Raw genomic sequence first — 17,365 nt, forward strand, 5'->3', positions numbered from 1 at the left:
AGACGCGCAGCGGCGCGTGGACGGGGCTTGCCCCGGAGAGTCAGGGAGCTGGAGACACGAGATGCCCGAGACGCTGATCAAGGTCGATCTCACGCAATCGGCCTACGAGAACGACATGGTGCACAACCGCTGGCACCCCGACATCCCGATGGTTGCGTATGTGAAGCCGGGCGCGGACTTCATCGTCGAGACCTACGACTGGACCGGCGGCTTCATCAAGAATAACGATTCCGCGGACGACGTGCGCGATATCGACCTCTCGATCGTGCACTTCCTTTCGGGCCCGATCGGCGTCGAGGGTGCCGAGCCCGGCGACCTGCTGGTGGTCGATCTCCTCGACATCGGTGCCAAGCCCGAGAGCCAATGGGGCTTCAACGGCTTCTTCTCGAAGAAGAACGGCGGCGGCTTTCTGGACGAGCACTTCCCCCAGGCCCAAAAGTCGATCTGGGACTTTGAGGGGATGTTCACCAAGTCCCGCCACGTCCCGGGGGTGCGCTTCCCCGGCCTGATCCATCCCGGCCTGATCGGCTGCCTGCCCGATCCCAAGATGCTGGAGACCTGGAACACCCGCGAGAAGGCACTCTACGACACCGATCCGGAACGCGTGCCAGCGCTGGCTACCCTCCCCTTCGGTCCGACGGCCCATATGGGCCGCCTCAAGGGCGACGCGAAGGACGCAGCCGCCGCCACCGGCGCCCGCACGGTCCCGCCCCGCGAGCATGGCGGCAATTGCGACATCAAGGATCTGTCGCGCGGCTCAAAAATCTACTTCCCGGTCTACGTGCCGGGCGCCGGCCTCTCCATGGGCGACCTGCACTTCAGCCAGGGCGACGGCGAGATCACCTTCTGCGGCGCCATCGAGATGGCCGGCTGGGTCCATCTCAAGGTCGAGCTGATCAAGGACGGCATGGCCAAGTACGGGATCAAGAACCCGATCTTCAAGCCGTCACCGATCACGCCGAAATTCGACGATCACCTGATCTTCGAGGGCATTTCGGTCGACGAGCACGGCGGTCAGCACTACCTCGACGTCCACATCGCCTACCGGCAGGCCTGCCTGAACGCGATCGAATACCTGAAGAAGTTCGGCTATTCGGGCGCGCAGGCCTACTCGATCCTCGGCACCGCACCGGTCCAAGGCCACATCTCGGGCGTCGTCGACATCCCGAACGCCTGCGCGACGCTCTGGATCCCGACCAAGATCTTCGAGTTCGACATCAATCCCGGCGCCGACGGGCCGACGAAGTTCCTCGACGGCTCGATTCAGATGCCGCTCTCGCCGGATCTGTGACCTGCTCCCTCTCCCGTGCGGGAGAGGGGACCCGCGGCTCGTGCCCCAAGCGCATTCCCTTCACCGGAAGCACCCCATGCCCGTCTACGAGTACGCCTGCGAGGCCTGCGGCCCCTTCACGGTGATGCGGCCGATGGCCGAGTTCCGCGATCCGCATGCGTGCCCGGATTGCGGCGTGTCGAGCCAACGGGCGTTCCTCACGGCGCCGCGCATCGCCGGCATGGACGCAGGGCTGCGGGCCGCCCACGCCACCAACGAGCGCAGCCGCCACGCGCCGAAGCGCTCGGGCAGCCACGGGTCGGGCTGCGGCTGCTGCTCGCCGAAGAAGTCGGCCCCGGCCGCCGCCAAGGGCTTCCCGAGTGCGCGGCCCTGGATGATCAGCCACTGAGCCGCGCCCACCTGGGGGGCGATCAAGGTCAGGAGGACCAAACGCCATGATGCACGGAGACATCTCGTCCAGCCAGGACAGCGTCGGCGTCGCCGTCGTGAACTACAAGATGCCGCGGCTCCATACCCGCGCCGAGGTGCTTGAGAACGCCAAGGCGATCGGCAAGATGATCGTCGGGATGAAGACCGGCCTGCCCGGCCTCGATCTCGTAATCTTTCCCGAATACTCGACCCACGGCATCATGTACGACGCCGCCGAGATGTACGAGACCGCCTCGTCGGTCCCGGGTGCCGAGACCGAGGTGTTCGCCGCCGCCTGCCGCGAGGCCAAGGTCTGGGGCGTGTTCTCCCTCACCGGCGAGCGCCACGAGGAGCACCCCAATAAAGCGCCCTACAACACCCTGATCCTGATGAACGACCAAGGCGAGATCGTCCAGAAATACCGCAAGATCATGCCTTGGACCCCGATCGAGGGCTGGTATCCGGGCGACCGCACCTATGTGTCGGACGGGCCGAAGGGGATGAAGATCAGCCTAATCATCTGCGACGACGGCAACTACCCCGAGATCTGGCGCGATTGCGCCATGCGGGGCGCCGAGCTGATCATCCGCTGCCAGGGCTACATGTATCCGGCCAAGGAACAGCAGATCGTCATCTCGAAGGCGATGGCGTTCGCCAACAACGTCTACGTTGCGGTCTCGAACGCTGCCGGGTTCGACGGCGTGTACACATATTTCGGCCACTCGGCGATCATCGGCTTCGACGGCCGGACGCTCGGCGAGTGCGGCGAGGAGGAGATGGGCATTCAGTACGCCGCCCTCTCCAAGTTCCTGATCCGGGATTTCCGCGCCCACGGCCAATCCGAGAACCACCTCTTCAAGCTTTTGCACCGGGGCTACACCGGCATGATCAACTCGAAGGAGAACCGGCACGGCCTGTCGGAATGCCCCTACGAGTTCTACCGGCGCTGGATCGAGGATCCCGACGGAACCCGCGATGCTGTCAGGGCCATTACTCGTCAGAGCGTCGGCACCGAGGAATGCCCGATCGAGGGTATCCCGTTCGTTGGCAAGGGCGCTGGTGCGCCTGATCCGGTGCGCTGAGGCTGACTCCGGCTCCCCCTAGGTGGAGCCGGCCGTTCGACCAGGAGGACCATGGACACGCCACCCCTCGACCCGACCGCCTTCCGGGCCCCCGCGGTGCTGCTCTCGGGCCCGGTCGATTACGACATGTACAAAGACTTCCGCCGCCAACTCGGCGCGGCGGGAGACCGCGAGATTGTGGTGGTCGAACTGACGACGCTCGGCGGCGATCCCGAGGTCGCCCGGATGATGGGCGAGGACATCCGCTTCAACAGCGCCATGGACCCGAACCGGCGGTTCGTGTTCCTCGGCAAGGCGGCGATCTACTCGGCCGGCACGACATTGATGAGTTTCTTCGCGAAACCGAATCGTTACCTGACCCGCGGTACGCGGCTGATGATCCACGAGCGCAAGATGAACAAGCAGCTCCATGTCCAGGGCCCGCTCACGACCTGCGTCGCCTCCGTGAAGGCGACGCTCAATGAGATCCTGTGCTCGATCGAGATCCAGAACGAGGGCTTTTCCAACCTGATCCAGGGCTCGGATGTGACCCTGGACGAAGTGCTCGAGAAGGCACCGTCGAACTGGTACTTGGAGGCCGAGGAAGCCAAACGGCGGGGCGTGATCGAGGGCGTGATCTAACCCTCCGTTATCGCGTGCGCGGCGAAGCGAACGGAGCGAAGAGCGGAACTCAGGCCTCCGGGTAATCGGCGCCGAGGCTCGTCTGCCGCCAAGCCTCGATTTCGGCGAGACGCTGCTTCAGTCGCTTCGTGACCGCGTCGTACCCCCAGGCGCCGAGGACGAGGTGGCGCGGCGGATCCTCCATCTCGGTCACCCGAATCATCGCCTCGCCTGCTCGCACCGGGTCGCCGGCCTGCGTGCCGCTCTTCTCCGCCGTGGCCTTGAGGCGGGCACCAGCCGTCGCGGCGTAGTCGAGGATCGCATTCTGGGTCTGGATCAGCGAACGCCCAGCCCAATCGGTGCGGAACGGGCCCGGCTCGATGCAGGTTACGCGGATCCCAAGCGGCGCGGCCTCGGCCGCCAGGGCATCCGAGAACCCTTCGACGGCGTGCTTGCTGGCGGCGTAGTAGCCCGAGGCCGGGAAACCGACGAAGCCCGCCACCGACGTGATGTTGAGAATGTGACCGGATGCCTGACCCCGCATCACCGGCAGCACCGTACGGGTCAGCGCAAACAGGCCGAACACGTTGGCGTCGAACTGGGCGCGGATCTTGTCGTCCTCACCCTCCTCGATCGAGGATTGATAGCCGTAACCCGCATTGTTCACGAGCACGTCGATCCGACCGAACCTGTCTTGCGCGGCGCGCACGGACTCGGCGATCTGACCCGCCGCGGTGACGTCGAGCGACAGGGGTAGGACGCGATCCTCGGCACCCTGCGCGAGATCGGCGACGTTGGCACGGTCGCGCGCCGTGACCACCACGCGCCAGCCCCGCGCGATGACCAATTTGGCGAGCTCACGGCCGAAGCCTGTCGAGCAACCGGTGATGAACCAGACCGGATCGGTGTTCTGCGTCATGGCGTACCCCTTCAGGGCGTTGCGGCCGGCTCCGTCAGGCGATCGATCGAGAGCAGGTAGGCGATCAGCGCCGTCTGCTCATCGGGCGAGACACCCGCGCCGGCATCCGCCCAGAAGGCGTGCCCCTTTCCGGTAACCCGGGCAATCCGCGCCGTATCCGAGGCCGCGTTCGCGGCCACGACCTTGGCGCGGAGATCCCGGTCGACGAGCGCCCGCAGGCTGTTGGCGGGATCCGGCGCCACACCCTTGTAGAGTGTTCCCGGGACGCCGAGCTGGCGCTCCGTGTCGGTCCCGACCGCGACGCCGGAATCATGCAGGTAAGGCGCCGTCCAGGCGAGTCCGACGAGGTTCGGGACCTTATAACCGCCCTCCGTCCCACCCTGCCCCCAGGCGAGCTGAACCTGCGTCAGGGCATCGCCCGCGAGCGGCACCGGCACGATCGCCGGCGTGTCGGTGAGCGGGAACGGCGTGCCGACGGCAAACATCGTCGGCGGGGACAGGCGCGCCTCCATCTTGGCGCCGGCGCGGGCCCGGGTCGGTTCCGTGCCGATCTCGGCCTCCGGGATGACCCGGTGGTTGGTCAGCGCCGGTCCGGAATGGCAGGCGCCGCAGCCCACCTTCTCGTACACGGCCCGGCCAGCCCGTACCTTGTCGGCATCCTGACCGCCGGCCGGCGGATGCAGCAGGTTCTGAAAGGCCGACATCGCGTTGTTGGCGTGGTTCACCGGCTCTCCGGCCACTGAGGTGAACAGGCCGTTATCGGTAACGTAGTTGGTGGCCGGATAGGTCGGCAGCGCTGCGTAGCTGTTCAGGCCCGGCGAGGCCGGCGTCGGGTCGACGCTCTGCAACACCGCGGACGGGCTCCGACTGCCGTCCGGCTTGTAGCGAAACGCCTCGGTGGCCGACCCGCGCAGAACGATGCCGAGATAGGTCTCGGGGTCCATGCCGAACAGCCAGGGCGCGGCCGCCGCGAGCTGGGTAGTATCGGAATTGGCCGCGTGCACGTTGTTGTTGAGCGACGATAGGCCTGCGAAGGGGCCGATCGCTTCGCGCCCGCTCCAGCTGTAGGGCTCGCCATAGGCCGAAAAGCTCGACGGGATCGAGGTCGGGTTGGTGACCCGGTCCGCCGACGAGTCGAAGCTGCCGGGCGGCCAGCTCGCGACCTGCACCTTGGTGGCCGCCTCGACAGCCGCCGCGTCCGGCAGGACCGGCCTTGTCGTGGTCGAGCCCGTGTGCTGCGGATCGGCATTCGGCCGAGTATCGGCCTCCGGCACGCTGGCGTGCATGAAGTAGGCGGACGAGTTCTTGGCCAGGGCCATCAGCAGCCCGGCGTTGAGATCGATATTCGGCGCGCCCTCCACCACCTTGCCGGTCCCGGGATCGACCGCGGCGTGGCAGAGCGCGCAGGTGATGCCCATGCGCAGGTGGCCGCGATCGTAGACCGTCTTGATCCCGATGATGAAGGCGCCGCCCTTCGGCACGTCGAGCCCGGTCGGGACCAACTCGCCCTTCTTGTAGACGCGCTCGCCGACGCGCATGTCGCTGGCCATGGCGACCTGCAGGTTGGTGGTGCCCTGTCCGCCAAGCTTGGCCACCGCCAGCGCGACCTGCGTCGGCGTCAGCCCGCCGTCGAGCATGCCCATCACGTCTGTGAGGAAGACCTCGTTGCCGAACGTCTCCTGGTAGAAGGCCTGCCGCCCGCGCTCGACCATGGCGGGATCGATCGCAACCGCAGTCCCACCCGGCGCCAGTTCCGTCCGGCCGCTCTCCGTGGCGTTCAAGCGATCCGCCTCCGCCCGCAAAACCCGGCGCCCGAGAATGTCGAAGGCGGTCTGGATCGGGTAGCGGTCGGCGTTGAGCAGGTCCGCCCGGTTTGGCATCGGCGCGTAGCTGAACCGCCCGAGGCTCGCGGTGGCGCCGACCGCAACGGCCACGACGCCGGTACCGATCAGAATGCGGCGTGGCCAACCCATGATCTGTCAGAATCCTTCCGGCTCCGCCGGCGCAAGCGCGGCAGTTGGGCATCAACACGCCGATATGGCCAGGGTTCACGTCCGCCGGCGGGACCGGGTGTCGCGTCAGTAGCCCCGGCTTCTATCGATGCCCCGCGGCAGCTGCCCGGTCCGCCGGAAATCGCGCAGGTTGGCCGCCACCGTCGCGGCCGCTGACGGCAGATCGGTCGGGCCCGAGACGTGCGGCAGCACGGTTACGCCCGGATGGGCCCAGAGGGTGTCTTCGGCGGGCAGGGGTTCGGTTTCGAAGACGTCGAGCACCGCGTGGGCGAGCTGGCCGCTGTCCAGCGCCGCAATCAGATCCGCCGTCACAACGATCGGGCCGCGGGCGAAGTTGATCAGCGCCGCGCCGGGCTTCAGCGCCGCCAGACGCTCGGCGTTCACGAGGCCGCGCGTCTCCGGCGTCAGCGGCACGAGGCAGACGAGGATGTCGCATCGGTCCAGCATCGCCGGGAGCGCCTCCAGCCCGTGCTCCGCATCGACACCGGGGACGGATTTCGGGCTGCGGCTCCACCCGACCACGCGAAAGCCCGCACCGAGGAGCCTCTCCGCCGCCGCGATCCCGAGGGCGCCGAGCCCCAGCAAGCCGACCGTCGTGTCCGTGGGTTTCCGATAGAGGTGGGGCCGCCAGACACCGGCACGCTGCTGACGTGCGTAGGCCGGCATGTCCCGCTGGAGGTAGTAGGTCCAGGCCAGCACCGCCTCCGCCATGGTGCGGGCCATCTCGCGATCGACCAGCCGCACGATCGGCAACGGCCGGTCGAAGGCCCCGACCAGCCGCTCGACGCCGGCCCAGAGGCTTTGCACCCAGACGAGGTTCGGCAGGGCCGCGACCTCGGCGGGATCGGGGTTGGCCACGATGGCGACCTGGGTCGCCGCGCGCTCCGCATCGTCCATCAGGCGGAACGGAACGATCCGTTCCTCGGGCATCGCGGTAGAAAGCACCGCCAGGTGATCGGCCTCCTGCGTCCGGCCCTTGCATCCGATGAGGGCGATCGCCTCTGCCATTCCCGACTCCGCTCGAATCCAGCCTCAAGGGCCGCGACGCACCAAGCAGGCGCTGTGCCCGAGCTGACGCGGTTCGCCAAACCGGCGACCGGTTCAGCGCGCTTCGATGAGCGCTGGATAGACGAGGCGGACACGGCGGCGGCTTTCCGGGATCGGCGTCTCGATGCGGCCGCGGATGCTGCCGGTCGTGCTCGGCGTCGCCGGTTCGACCGGCCGCATTCGCCACCGGTCGGCGGTCGGCATCGAGACGTGAGGCTTCGGCCGTTCGAGATGCGCGTCGGCGCCCTTAGACGGGACGGTCGCCAAGCCCACCATGATCATCAGGCTGAGCAGCGCGAAGCGGGCGAGGCGGCGACGGGGAGAAGCAGGACAGGATGACATGAGGGGGCACCGCGTGGATCCCTCCTCTCTGCGCGCATCAAATGAAAACCGGTTCGAACCGAATCGATTCCCAACCCGTTGCCAACACCTGTCTGGTGTTTCGGTAAATGCGGGCTGGTCAGGCAGGGTAAACGGCCCGTTCGGGAGGACATGCGCAGATGACGAGCAAGGTCGAGGGGACCTCCGGAACGCCCGAACGGGCGCAGATCGGCCAAGTGATCGATACCGACATTTCGGCGCGCCTCGATCGGCTGCCCTGGGGTCGATTCCACGTCCTCGTCATCGTTGCCCTGGGAATCACTTGGGTGCTCGACGGCCTGGAGGTGACGCTGGCCGGCTCCCTGGTGGGCGCCCTGCGCCAGCCGCCGATGTCGTTCTCCGAATTCGACGTTGGGCTCGCCGCCTCCTGCTACCTCGTGGGCGCGGTCACGGGCGCGATCGGCTTCGGCTGGCTGACCGACCGGATCGGGCGGAAGAAGCTGTTCTTCATCACGCTGGCCCTCTACCTCGTCGCTACGGCGGCGACCGGCTTGTCATGGAATATCTGGAGCTTCTGCATCTTCCGGTTCTTCACCGGCGCGGGGATCGGCGGCGAGTACACAGCAATTAACTCGACCATTCAGGAACTGGTCCCGGCCCGGGTGCGGGGCTGGACCAACCTTGTGATCAACGGCTCATTCTGGATCGGCGCGGCCATCGGCTCGTTCATGTCGATCGTGTTGCTGAAGCCCGAGGTGATCGACCCGGCTTGGGGCTGGCGGGTCGCCTTCTTCACGGGCGGCGCCATCGGCCTCGTGATCCTGCTGCTGCGAACCTGGATCCCCGAGAGCCCGCGCTGGCTCGCTACCCACGGCTACGCCGCAGAGGCCGACCGGGTCGTGACCGGCATCGAGAAGCGCTTCACCGACGAGGGCGTGACCCTGCCGCCGGTGGATGAGAGCAAACGCATGAAGGTCCGCACCCGCGACCGCACCCCGCTCTCGGAGGTGTTCAAGGCGCTGTTCGTCACGAACCGCAAAGCGACCATGGTCGGCCTCGCGCTGATGATCGCGCAGGCTTTCTTCTACAACGCGCTGTTCTTCACCTACGCGCTGGTTCTTGAGCGATTCTATCAGGTACCGGGCAACAGCGTCGGCTGGTACCTGCTGCCCTTCGCGCTCGGCTCGTTCCTCGGCCCGCTGCTGCTCGGGCGGCTGTTCGACACGATCGGCCGGCGCCAGATGATCGCCTTCACGTACGGCATCTCGGCGCTGCTGCTCGCCGGTGTCGGCGTGCTGTTCCGCCTCGACGTGTTCGGGCCGGTCGGTCAGACCGGCGCCTGGATGGTGGTGTTCTTCTTCGCCTCCGCGGCGGCGAGCTCGGCCTATCTCACCGTCTCGGAGACTTTCCCGCTGGAGATCCGGGCGCTCGCCATCGCGGCCTTCTACGCGGTCGGCACGGGCATCGGCGGCGTCTCGGGGCCGCTGCTGTTCGGCACGCTGGTCGAGACCGGCTCGCGGGACTGGGTCCTGTTCGGCTACGGGCTGGGCGCCGTGCTGATGCTGGTCGCCGCCGTGGTCGGCGGAATCTGGGGCACGGCGGCCGAGGGCAAGTCGCTGGAAGAGGTGTCGAAGCCGCTGGCGGCGGCGTGAGGCTGGGGTCGAAGTCCCTGCTCTTGACGTGCGGGTCAAGGCAGCGGGGGGCTGTTACGCCCCCTTCCGCCACACCTGCCCGTGGTAGACGAACGTCCGGCTCTCGTTGGCCAAAGCCGCCAAGCCCTGGAAGGCCGGGTCCTGCACGGTGATGACGCTTGTTGGGATCTTGCGCATCATCTCGGCGAAGGGCGCCTTGCGCTCGAACGCGTCGCGAAACCCGCTCTCCTGCAGCACCCGGACGATCCGGGGGGCGATGCCGCCGCCGATATAGACGCCGCTGGTGGCCAGGAAGGTCAGCGCGAGGTCGCCGCAGACGCGGCCGAGCAGCCGACCGAACAGCTCCAGCGTCTCGGCGGCGTGGGGATCGGACGCGTCGAGCCCGGTCTCGGTCACCGCGGCGGGCTCGATCTTCTCGTGCGGCCGACCGGTGCGGACATGCGCCACCGCCGCATGCAGCCGTGCGAGGCCGGGGCCGGACAGGATGGCTTCCACGGTGATCCGATCCTCGACCCGCTCCAGCGCGTGCCAGACCTTCTCCTCGAAGGCGTCGGCCGGGCCGAGATCGGTGTGGCCGGCCTCGGTGGAGACGATCGCGAGCTGCGTCGCGTACGGCACCAGGGCCGCTGCGCCGAACCCTGTGCCCGGTCCCAGCACGACCCGCGCACCACCGGAGATCGGTGGGCAGGGCCCGACCGACGTGAGGTCGTGCGGCGCGATGCCGGCGGCACCGGCGGCCACCGGTACGTAATCGTTCACCACCACCGCGGAGGCCAGCCCGAAATCCTCGCCGATGCGCTGTCCGGCGATCTGCCAATGCGCGTTCGTCAGCTGGTTCACCGGGCCATCGACCCGGCCGCCCATGGCCAGGATGGCCGAACAGGGCGGTTTGAGATCGCCGGCCTTGGCCAGGGACGCCCGGATGGCGCTTGATGGGTCGGGATGATCCGCGGTCGCCTCGTGCGACAGGAGCCGGGGCTGTTCCCCCTGTGCCTCGATCAGGCCGAACCGGGCATTCGTGCCGCCGATGTCGCCGACGAGGACCGGAAACTCGAACATCGCAAGGTGCCTCTGCTCGCTGAACCTTCGCGGTGGTTCATTCGCCGCACATCCCCGGTTGGGCAAGCCCCGCTGAAGACGGAATCGCCCTATTGGGGTGCCTTCGCCGTCATCCGCGCCCGGCCGATCGTGCCGAGATGCGTATCGCCGAACCCGCTGGCGTATTTGAGGCCATATCCGAGCGTCCGATCAAGCCCGATATGGGCAAGCCAGATCAGGGCCAGCCCGGCGACGTGCGGCTGACCAAGCACCACCGCCGCGCACAGGCCGACCAGGGGCGGCGTTACCGTATGGACCGCGTTGTACGCGATGGCGCCCGCGCCGGGGCCGGCGGCGTAACCCAGCATGCTGAGATCGGGGGCGAACAGAAGGGCGGCGAAGATCCACCAGGATTGTCCGAGCCAGGCATAGGCCGCGACCGAACAGACGAGCAGGCACGCCGCTTCGATCCGCAGGATGATCCGGGGGCCGCCGTCCACGAAGCCGTCGGACATGCCGATCCTCCCCTGACGCCGCTTGGCTCAGGCCGGCGGCAGCGCCGCCGGATCGATGGTGCCGCCCGCAGCCCAGTCCCGCAGCAGGGCGCGGATCGCGGCCGGATCGGGCAGGCGATGGTGCGCGACGGTCTCGCCGTCACCGACCCGGACGGCGATTCCGCCATCCGCATTGACCGATGCGAAGGCGATCTCGTCCGTTCGGTCGTCGCCAAAGAAAACCGGCACCCGCCCGCGATAGGGAGGCTGCTCCATGATGGCGCGGATCGCATGGGCCTTGGTGGCCTGCGCCGGGACGATCTCACCGACCGCCTTGCCGAGCTGCAGCCGATAGTCCGCACCGAGCACCTCGGCGGCCGCCTTGACGAGCGCCTCGGCGCGCGCCGCATCGTCGGCGCCCGCGAGCCGCCAATGCACCGCCACGGAGGCGCCCTTGTCCTCGATCAGGACGTTCGGCAGCGCGGCGCTCTCGGCTTCGAGCCGCGCGACCTGCCGGCGCAGGTCCGGATGGTCCTCCGCCCGGCTGCCGCTGAGGGCGCCACCGAGCCGGCGTTCGACGCCGTGCAGTCCGGCGGCATCGAGGCGGGCGGGCGCCAGGAAGCCATCGATCACCGCAACCGGCCGGCCGGTCACGATCGCCAGCGCGCCCCCGAGGCGTTCGCGCAGCCGCTCCAGCGTCTCCACGAGGCCGGGCTCCACCACGACCGCATCGGGGCGCGGCGCGATTTCGGCCAGCGTACCGTCGAAGTCGAGAAAGAGGGCGATGTCCATCGCGGGTGATCCCGGGCTCGAATGTCGGCTCCGGGCTAGCACGGGCCGGCCTTCCGACAAACGGCCCGGTGAGCGCCCTATATCGCCCGCGCATGCGCTCTGCACGGGAATCCACATGATCAGGCTGCCGACCCATCCGACACCGGATCCGATCAAGCCGGGCGAGGAGAGTGTCTGGGACTACCCGCGCCCGCCACGGCTGGAGCCGGTGCGGCAGCGGCTGCGCGTCGTGCTCGGCGGGGCCGTGATCGCTGAGACGGACGCCGGCTTCCGGGTGCTGGAGACCTCCCATCCGCCGACCTACTACCTGCCGCCGGGCGATATCGCAGGGGGTACGCTCGTCAACCCGCGGCGCGCCGGCATCTGCGAGTGGAAGGGCCAAGCGCGGCTGTTCGACGTACAGGGCGGCGGCAGGATGGTCCCAGGAGCCGCCTGGACCTATCCGGATCCGACACCGGATTTCCGCGTGATCGCCGGTTACGTCGCGTTCTACGCGGGGCCGATGGATGCCTGCTTCGTCGGCGGGGATCCGGTCACGCCTCAGCCCGGCAGCTTCTACGGCGGCTGGATCACCCCCGGCATCGTCGGCCCGTTCAAGGGGACGCCGGGGACGATGGGGTGGTGATTTTCGTCGTCCGCCCCCTTACGCTTTTCGCCTGAATCGTCGTGGAGACGCCATGAGCGCGCTGACCGAAACCGACCCGAAGGCTGCCGGCTTCGATCCGGCGGGTCTCGCCCGGATCGAGCCCTGGATGGACCGCCTCGTGGCGGAGGGACGGCTCGCCGGCCTGTCGGTCACAATAACGCGCCGGGGGCGGCCCGCCTTCGCCCGGGCCTGCGGCCAAGCCGACCTCGTTCGCGGGACGCCGTTCACCCTCGACACGGTGGCGCGGATCTACTCGATGACCAAGCCGCTGACCTCGGTGGCGGTCATGCAGCTCTACGAGCAGAGCCTGTTTCAGCTCGACGATCCGATCGCGCGCGTCCTGCCTGAATTCTCGGAGATGCGCGTCGCGGTGGGCGGCAATCGCGCGAAGATCGAGACCGAGCCGGCTCGCCGGCCGATCACCGTGCGGGATCTTCTCACCCATACGGCCGGCCTGACCTACGGCTTCATGGAGGCGACCCTGGTCGACGCGCAGTACCGCGAGAACGGGATCGACTTCCTGGCGCGGGAGGGCACGCTCGCCGAGATGACCGCCCGGGTGGCGAAGCTGCCGCTCCTCGCCCAGCCTAGCAGCGCCTGGAACTACAGCGTCGCCACCGACGTGCTCGGCCAGTACGTGGCGGTCGTCAGCGGTCGGCCCTTCGCCGACTATCTCCGCGATTTCGTGATCAAGCCGCTCGGCATGGTCGATACCGATTTTAACGTTTCACCCGCGCTGATGCCGCGCTTCTGCGCCACCTACGCGTACGATCGGGAACGCCGGCTGCGTCTGTTCGACGATTCCGTGGAAACGGCCTTCGCGCACCCGCCGGCCATCGCCTCGGGCGGGGGCGGGCTGGTTTCGACGGCCGCCGATTACCAGCGCTTCTGCCGGATGATCCTCAACCGCGGCACTCTCGACGGTCAGCGGCTGCTCGGCCGCAAGAGTGTCGAGCTGATGCTGGCCAACCATCTGCCGGGCGATCTCGCCGCGATGGGCACCCCGCGCTTCGCCGAAACCTCTTATACCGGGATCGGGTTCGGCCTCGGCTTCTCGGTGATGCTCGACCCGGCCCGCGCCCAGATCCTCGGCAGCCCCGGCGAGGTGGCCTGGGGTGGGCTGGCCTCGACGGCGTTCTGGATCGACCCCGCCGAGGATCTGTCGGTCGTGCTCATGACGCAGTTGGTGCCGTCCTCGGCGCTTCCGATCCGGCGCGAACTGCGCGTCCTGACCTACGCGGCCCTGGCCGCGTGAGCCCGGCTCACTCCTGAGCCGGTGCCGCGGGCTTCGGGGCTGCGGGCTTTGCGCCCGCCTTCGCGGTCGGCTTCGCGCCGGCGGCGGAGGTCGCGTATTCCGGGTCGCTGTGCGGGCCGTTCGGACCGTTGGTCGGCCCGGGGAGCTGCCCCGCCACGAGATCGGTCACCTTGGTCCAGGTCTGCGACTTGCACAGGAAGGCGATCAGGCAGCCGCGGACCGTCAGCTCACCCGGCGCATCCGTCCAGATGGTGACGTCGTACGACTTGCCGTCCTCCGAATTGTAGATCTTACCCTCGTAATGGGCGTCGGCGTTCGGCTTCAGGCCCAGGATCAGCTGGTGGCCGAGCGACGGCCGCGCCTGCTTCTTCGGATCGGGATTCTTGAAGTCGATCCGCGGCTCGCCCTTGTCGTTGAGCGGGACCTTCAGCCAGACCACATAGCCGCACAGGCGGTCTGCCGCCGTCCCGCACTTCTCAAGGCGAACGCGGGCGCGCCCGTCCTCCGTAAGATACGTGCCGCTCGGATCGGCCGGGGTCGCGGCCTGCGCAGCGCCTGCGAGCGCGGACAGCGCCAGGATCGCGAGCGGCGCAACACGGCGACCGATCGATGAAAACCGCATTCCCGAACTCCTCTATACCGCGGGCCGCCGTCAGATCCGGACCGCTTGCGTGAAGGAAGGCTCTCCCCTCACGTCATCGCGCGCACCGGGCCGAACGCCGGGTGGCATGCGCCTCTGACCCGCCCTGTCCCGCGCGAAGTTGTCCGCATCATGACAGGACAGCCCACGGCTGAAGTCGGCGAGCGAGATGTCGCCTCTACGCGCGCGTCGGCGGCGTGTCGCGGGCTGGGCCCAGCGGCCGCTGCATGAGCGTGACATCGAGCCAGCGCCCGTGCTTGTACCCGACCGCCTCCAACGTGCCGACCGGCCTGAACCCGAGGCGCACATGCAAGGCCGTCGAGGCGGTCGAGCCGCTCTCGGCGATGATTGCGACGATGGCCCGGCAGTCGATTCGCTCGCAATCAGCGATGAGGGCTTCGAGCAAGGAGCGGCCGATGCCGCCGCCCCGGGCCGTACGTGCCACGTAGATCGAATCCTCCACGGTGGACCGGTAGGCCGCGCGTTGGTGATAGGGGCCGGCATAGGCATAGCCCGCGACCGCTCCGTCCCGGACGGCGACCAGATAGGGATAGCCGCCGTCGCGCAGGACGGTGAAGCGCCGGGTCATCTCCTCGAGCGTGGGCGGATCCGTCTCGAAACTCGCCGTGCTGGTGGTGACGGCGTCGCCGTAAATCGCCGTGATGGTCGGCAGATCGGCTTCGGTGGCGGGGCGTATCGCGTCGGTCATACGGTCTCAGCCTGATCCGAGAGCGTACCGGCAACGCGAAGGGTTACGCAACGGTCTGCAAGCTCTGAGCCGCCGCGGGGGGACGCGCGGACGCAGCGGCCTGTGCTTTTACATGCCCCGTCGCGCGGCCCTGGCATGGCTGTCACAAGCCGTAGCACGTGCCGATACCGGCCGGACGCGCCCAGGGCGGCTCGAGCGGTGCCCGATCGCGTTGCACACGGTACACGACAGTGACGCCACCGTCGCCGAACAGGGCGCGGGTCCCCTCTCCCGTGCGGGAGAGGTCTGCTTTCGCAGAAAGCCGGGTGAGGCATGAGAAGAGTCCGGAAGAGGCATGCCGCGTCAGGGTTTCTAAGGTGCGCTCGATTTTGCGCGTTCTCAACCCTCACCCTAACCCTCGCCCGTTCGGGAGAAGGGGCAGGTCGCGCTTGTCGACCCGGGCGACAGACACTTGTCGTATCCCGAGCGCGTTGCAATCGAGCCCCACGCGAAGCCTGTGTCTTTGCGCACTCTCTTGCGCCGAACCGACATCCACTTCGGCGGAGAGCGCTCTGGCGTCCGGTTCGCGGCCCGGATGCGCCGCGAACCGGAAGGCTTTGAGCTCAGCCCTGCTTGGCCTTCTTGTTGGCGTTGTGGTGGCCGACGGCGCAGCCCGCGGCGGCGCCCATCTTGCCGTGACCGGCCATATGCCCGGCAACGCCGCCGACCACGGCGCCCTTGAGGCAGCCCTTCGCCTCGGCCGGCGCGCCGGCCAGGACGGCGCCGATGGTCAGGGCGGAAATCAGTGCGATCCGATGGGTCATCGAGGTTTCTCCTAAACGTCGGAGTTGCAACGGCGCAGCGGGCAGGCCCGTTCCGTCCTCGACCGCGCACGACGTCCCGCCCCGCGGGTGCCGGGATCAGCGCGCGAGCCCCGCCACCAGCCGGACGAGATCCGCCTGCCGGGTCGCACCGGTCTTGGCGAAGATCGCCTTCAGCTGCGAGCGGGCGGTCGCCGCCGCGATGGCGAACCGGGAAGCCGCCTCTGCGAGGGATTCCCCGCCGGACAGGGCCTGGGCAAGGCGCGCCTCCGCGGGGGTCAGCCGGTAGGCGGCCTGAAGGACAGACGTGGCGGGGACCGGCGTCGCCCCGGCCACGCGGCAAAGGAGGAGCGTCCGGCCCCCCGCGAACAGGCCCCGGCTCGGCCCGACCAGGGGCACGACATGGACCACGACCGGCTCCGCATCCCGGCGCGCCACCACGACGGCCGAGATCGGCGCCCGCCCGCACGGACGTGTCAGAGCCTCCAGCTGCCGTGCCGCCTCCGGATCCTCGGCGACGAGGCGTCCGCTGACGAGTTTCAGGTCGGGGCCGAGCAGCGCCGTGAACGCCGCATTCCAGCACAGCACCTTTCCCTCGGAATCGAGGACCAGAGCGGCGCGCTCGATCACGTCGAAGGCCTGGTTCAGACCGGCGAGCCGGGCCTTCTCGACCATCAGGGTCAGCAGACCCGCCCGTCGCAGAAGCGGCGACAGGGTCGCCAGCCGCTGCTGCTCATGCGCTTCGTAGGGCCCCTGCGCCACCGTCCGCTGCAGCGACAGGCACCAGAGCCGGCCTTTCACCTCGAACCCGACGCCCGCGAACCAGCGCAAGCCGCAGGAGCCGAGTAGATCCTGATAGTAGGGTAGCCGCGCGATCTCGTCGGGGGAGGTGAAATCGAGATCGACCGTGACGCCGCGCGTGCGCAGCGTCGGCAGGCCGCGCAGGCGATGATCCTCCCGATGCCATCCTTCCTCGAAGTAGCGGCGTGCGGGCTCGGCCAGCGATTGGGTGCACAGCGCGTCGAGTCCGGTCCGGTCCGTGCGCAGGAGCAGCGCACCGGCGCTGCCGGAGCTGCGCGCGGCCCGCTCGATCAGGTCGGGCCAGCGGCTCGCATCAAGGACCGCGTCTTCGAGATCCTCCTGGAATTTCGTCTCCAGATCGTCCCGCAATCGGGGGACGTCATCGCGTTCCAGGCCAGACATTCGACCGGCCTCCAGGGACACCTTATCTCCGAGCTCGACGCTCGGAATGCAAATGTACACACCCTGGGTCTCATTTCCATCAGAATTTATACAATATCTGTCAGATCGCAACGTTATTACAATATCGGATCGATCGAATACCGTTATTGGCGGACACAAAGGAGATCAGACGCGCGATTTGGCTCATGAATGCTGCCCGATCCCCCTGTGGGGGGGTTGGGGGGGGGGGGGGGGGGGGGTTTTTCCGCGCGGGGCCGGTGGCCGGTTGAGCCACACCATGCGGTTCCCCCGGGGAACGGCCCCCACCAGGGGGGAAAAAACCCCCCCCTCGGGTGGAGGCGGGGTGCGCCCCCCCTTCCCGAGAAACAGCTCCACCGGGGGGGGGCGGGGCGCCGAAGAACCCGGTCTGCGGACGCCCCCGGGGGCGCGCCCCCAGTATCATCTGCCAACCCTCTA

At 68.4% G+C, this 17,365-nt stretch carries 18 protein-coding genes; 7 read left to right on the forward strand and 11 right to left on the reverse strand.

The annotated features are described in order from the left end of the window. Positions 1-61: 61 nt before the first annotated feature. From fmdA to MKK63_RS30715, 4 genes are all read left to right on the forward strand, one after another. The gene (fmdA, locus tag MKK63_RS30700) at positions 62-1,291 is read left to right on the forward strand and encodes a formamidase (protein ID WP_244008233.1); all 1,230 of its coding nucleotides are present in this window, start codon (positions 62-64) and stop codon (positions 1,289-1,291) included. Positions 1,292-1,367: 76 nt separating this feature from the next. Continuing rightward, complete coding sequence (locus MKK63_RS30705; RefSeq protein WP_244008234.1) at positions 1,368-1,679, forward strand: FmdB family zinc ribbon protein; 312 nt, start codon at positions 1,368-1,370, stop codon at positions 1,677-1,679. Between the two features lie 46 nt (positions 1,680-1,725). After that, positions 1,726-2,781, forward strand: a complete 1,056-nt coding sequence (locus MKK63_RS30710) for an aliphatic amidase (RefSeq protein WP_244008235.1) — start codon at positions 1,726-1,728, stop codon at positions 2,779-2,781. A gap of 51 nt (positions 2,782-2,832) precedes the next feature. After that, entirely contained in the window at positions 2,833-3,402 is a 570-nt protein-coding gene (locus tag MKK63_RS30715) for a ClpP family protease (RefSeq protein WP_244008236.1), read from the forward strand. A gap of 49 nt (positions 3,403-3,451) precedes the next feature. Here MKK63_RS30715 and MKK63_RS30720 read toward each other — a convergent pair whose 3' ends face one another. From MKK63_RS30720 to MKK63_RS30735, 4 genes are all read right to left on the reverse strand, one after another. Continuing rightward, positions 3,452-4,300, reverse strand: coding sequence for an oxidoreductase (locus MKK63_RS30720; RefSeq protein WP_244008237.1), 849 nt, complete (start codon positions 4,298-4,300; stop codon positions 3,452-3,454). An 11-nt stretch (positions 4,301-4,311) separates the two neighbouring features. After that, on the reverse strand, positions 4,312-6,273 hold the full coding sequence (locus MKK63_RS30725) for a cytochrome C oxidase Cbb3 (protein ID WP_244008238.1): 1,962 nt from the start codon (positions 6,271-6,273) through the stop codon (positions 4,312-4,314). A 105-nt stretch (positions 6,274-6,378) separates the two neighbouring features. Continuing rightward, a complete protein-coding gene (locus tag MKK63_RS30730; protein WP_244008239.1) occupies positions 6,379-7,320 on the reverse strand; it encodes a 2-hydroxyacid dehydrogenase in 942 nt (313 codons plus the stop codon). Between the two features lie 93 nt (positions 7,321-7,413). After that, entirely contained in the window at positions 7,414-7,701 is a 288-nt protein-coding gene (locus tag MKK63_RS30735) for a hypothetical protein (RefSeq protein WP_244008240.1), read from the reverse strand. A 158-nt stretch (positions 7,702-7,859) separates the two neighbouring features. Here MKK63_RS30735 and MKK63_RS30740 point away from each other — a divergent pair, with 158 nt between their 5' ends. Next, positions 7,860-9,332, forward strand: a complete 1,473-nt coding sequence (locus tag MKK63_RS30740) for an MFS transporter (protein ID WP_244008241.1) — start codon at positions 7,860-7,862, stop codon at positions 9,330-9,332. Positions 9,333-9,386: 54 nt separating this feature from the next. Here the strand turns inward: MKK63_RS30740 and MKK63_RS30745 are convergent, their stop codons facing one another. From MKK63_RS30745 to otsB, 3 genes are all read right to left on the reverse strand, one after another. Continuing rightward, positions 9,387-10,391 (reverse strand): glucokinase, encoded by a 1,005-nt coding sequence (locus tag MKK63_RS30745; RefSeq protein WP_244008242.1) that lies wholly within the window; start codon positions 10,389-10,391, stop codon positions 9,387-9,389. An 89-nt stretch (positions 10,392-10,480) separates the two neighbouring features. After that, complete coding sequence (locus MKK63_RS30750) at positions 10,481-10,885, reverse strand: DUF4260 domain-containing protein (protein ID WP_244008243.1); 405 nt, start codon at positions 10,883-10,885, stop codon at positions 10,481-10,483. 27 nt (positions 10,886-10,912) lie between these two features. Beyond that, positions 10,913-11,656, reverse strand: a complete 744-nt coding sequence (gene otsB, locus MKK63_RS30755; RefSeq protein ID WP_244008244.1) for a trehalose-phosphatase — start codon at positions 11,654-11,656, stop codon at positions 10,913-10,915. A 115-nt stretch (positions 11,657-11,771) separates the two neighbouring features. Between otsB and MKK63_RS30760 the strand changes: the two genes are divergently transcribed. Further along, positions 11,772-12,281 (forward strand): DUF427 domain-containing protein, encoded by a 510-nt coding sequence (locus MKK63_RS30760; RefSeq protein WP_244008245.1) that lies wholly within the window; start codon positions 11,772-11,774, stop codon positions 12,279-12,281. Between the two features lie 52 nt (positions 12,282-12,333). Continuing rightward, positions 12,334-13,557, forward strand: a complete 1,224-nt coding sequence (locus tag MKK63_RS30765; protein WP_244008246.1) for a serine hydrolase domain-containing protein — start codon at positions 12,334-12,336, stop codon at positions 13,555-13,557. Between the two features lie 7 nt (positions 13,558-13,564). Here the strand turns inward: MKK63_RS30765 and MKK63_RS30770 are convergent, their stop codons facing one another. The 4 genes from MKK63_RS30770 to MKK63_RS30785 form a co-directional block, all read right to left on the reverse strand. Further along, complete coding sequence (locus MKK63_RS30770) at positions 13,565-14,179, reverse strand: DUF2147 domain-containing protein (protein WP_244008247.1); 615 nt, start codon at positions 14,177-14,179, stop codon at positions 13,565-13,567. A gap of 196 nt (positions 14,180-14,375) precedes the next feature. Continuing rightward, positions 14,376-14,906 carry a GNAT family N-acetyltransferase gene (locus MKK63_RS30775; protein ID WP_244008248.1) on the reverse strand — a complete coding sequence of 177 codons (531 nt, stop codon included), beginning with the start codon at positions 14,904-14,906 and terminating at the stop codon, positions 14,376-14,378. A 602-nt stretch (positions 14,907-15,508) separates the two neighbouring features. Continuing rightward, positions 15,509-15,709 (reverse strand): hypothetical protein, encoded by a 201-nt coding sequence (locus MKK63_RS30780; RefSeq protein ID WP_244004918.1) that lies wholly within the window; start codon positions 15,707-15,709, stop codon positions 15,509-15,511. Positions 15,710-15,805: 96 nt separating this feature from the next. Beyond that, on the reverse strand, positions 15,806-16,909 hold the full coding sequence (locus tag MKK63_RS30785; RefSeq protein ID WP_244008249.1) for a helix-turn-helix transcriptional regulator: 1,104 nt from the start codon (positions 16,907-16,909) through the stop codon (positions 15,806-15,808). Between the last annotated feature and the right edge of the window lie 456 nt (positions 16,910-17,365).

Origin of the sequence: Methylobacterium sp. J-088 (assembly GCF_022829295.1) — a bacterium.
Lineage (GTDB): Bacteria > Pseudomonadota > Alphaproteobacteria > Rhizobiales > Beijerinckiaceae > Methylobacterium.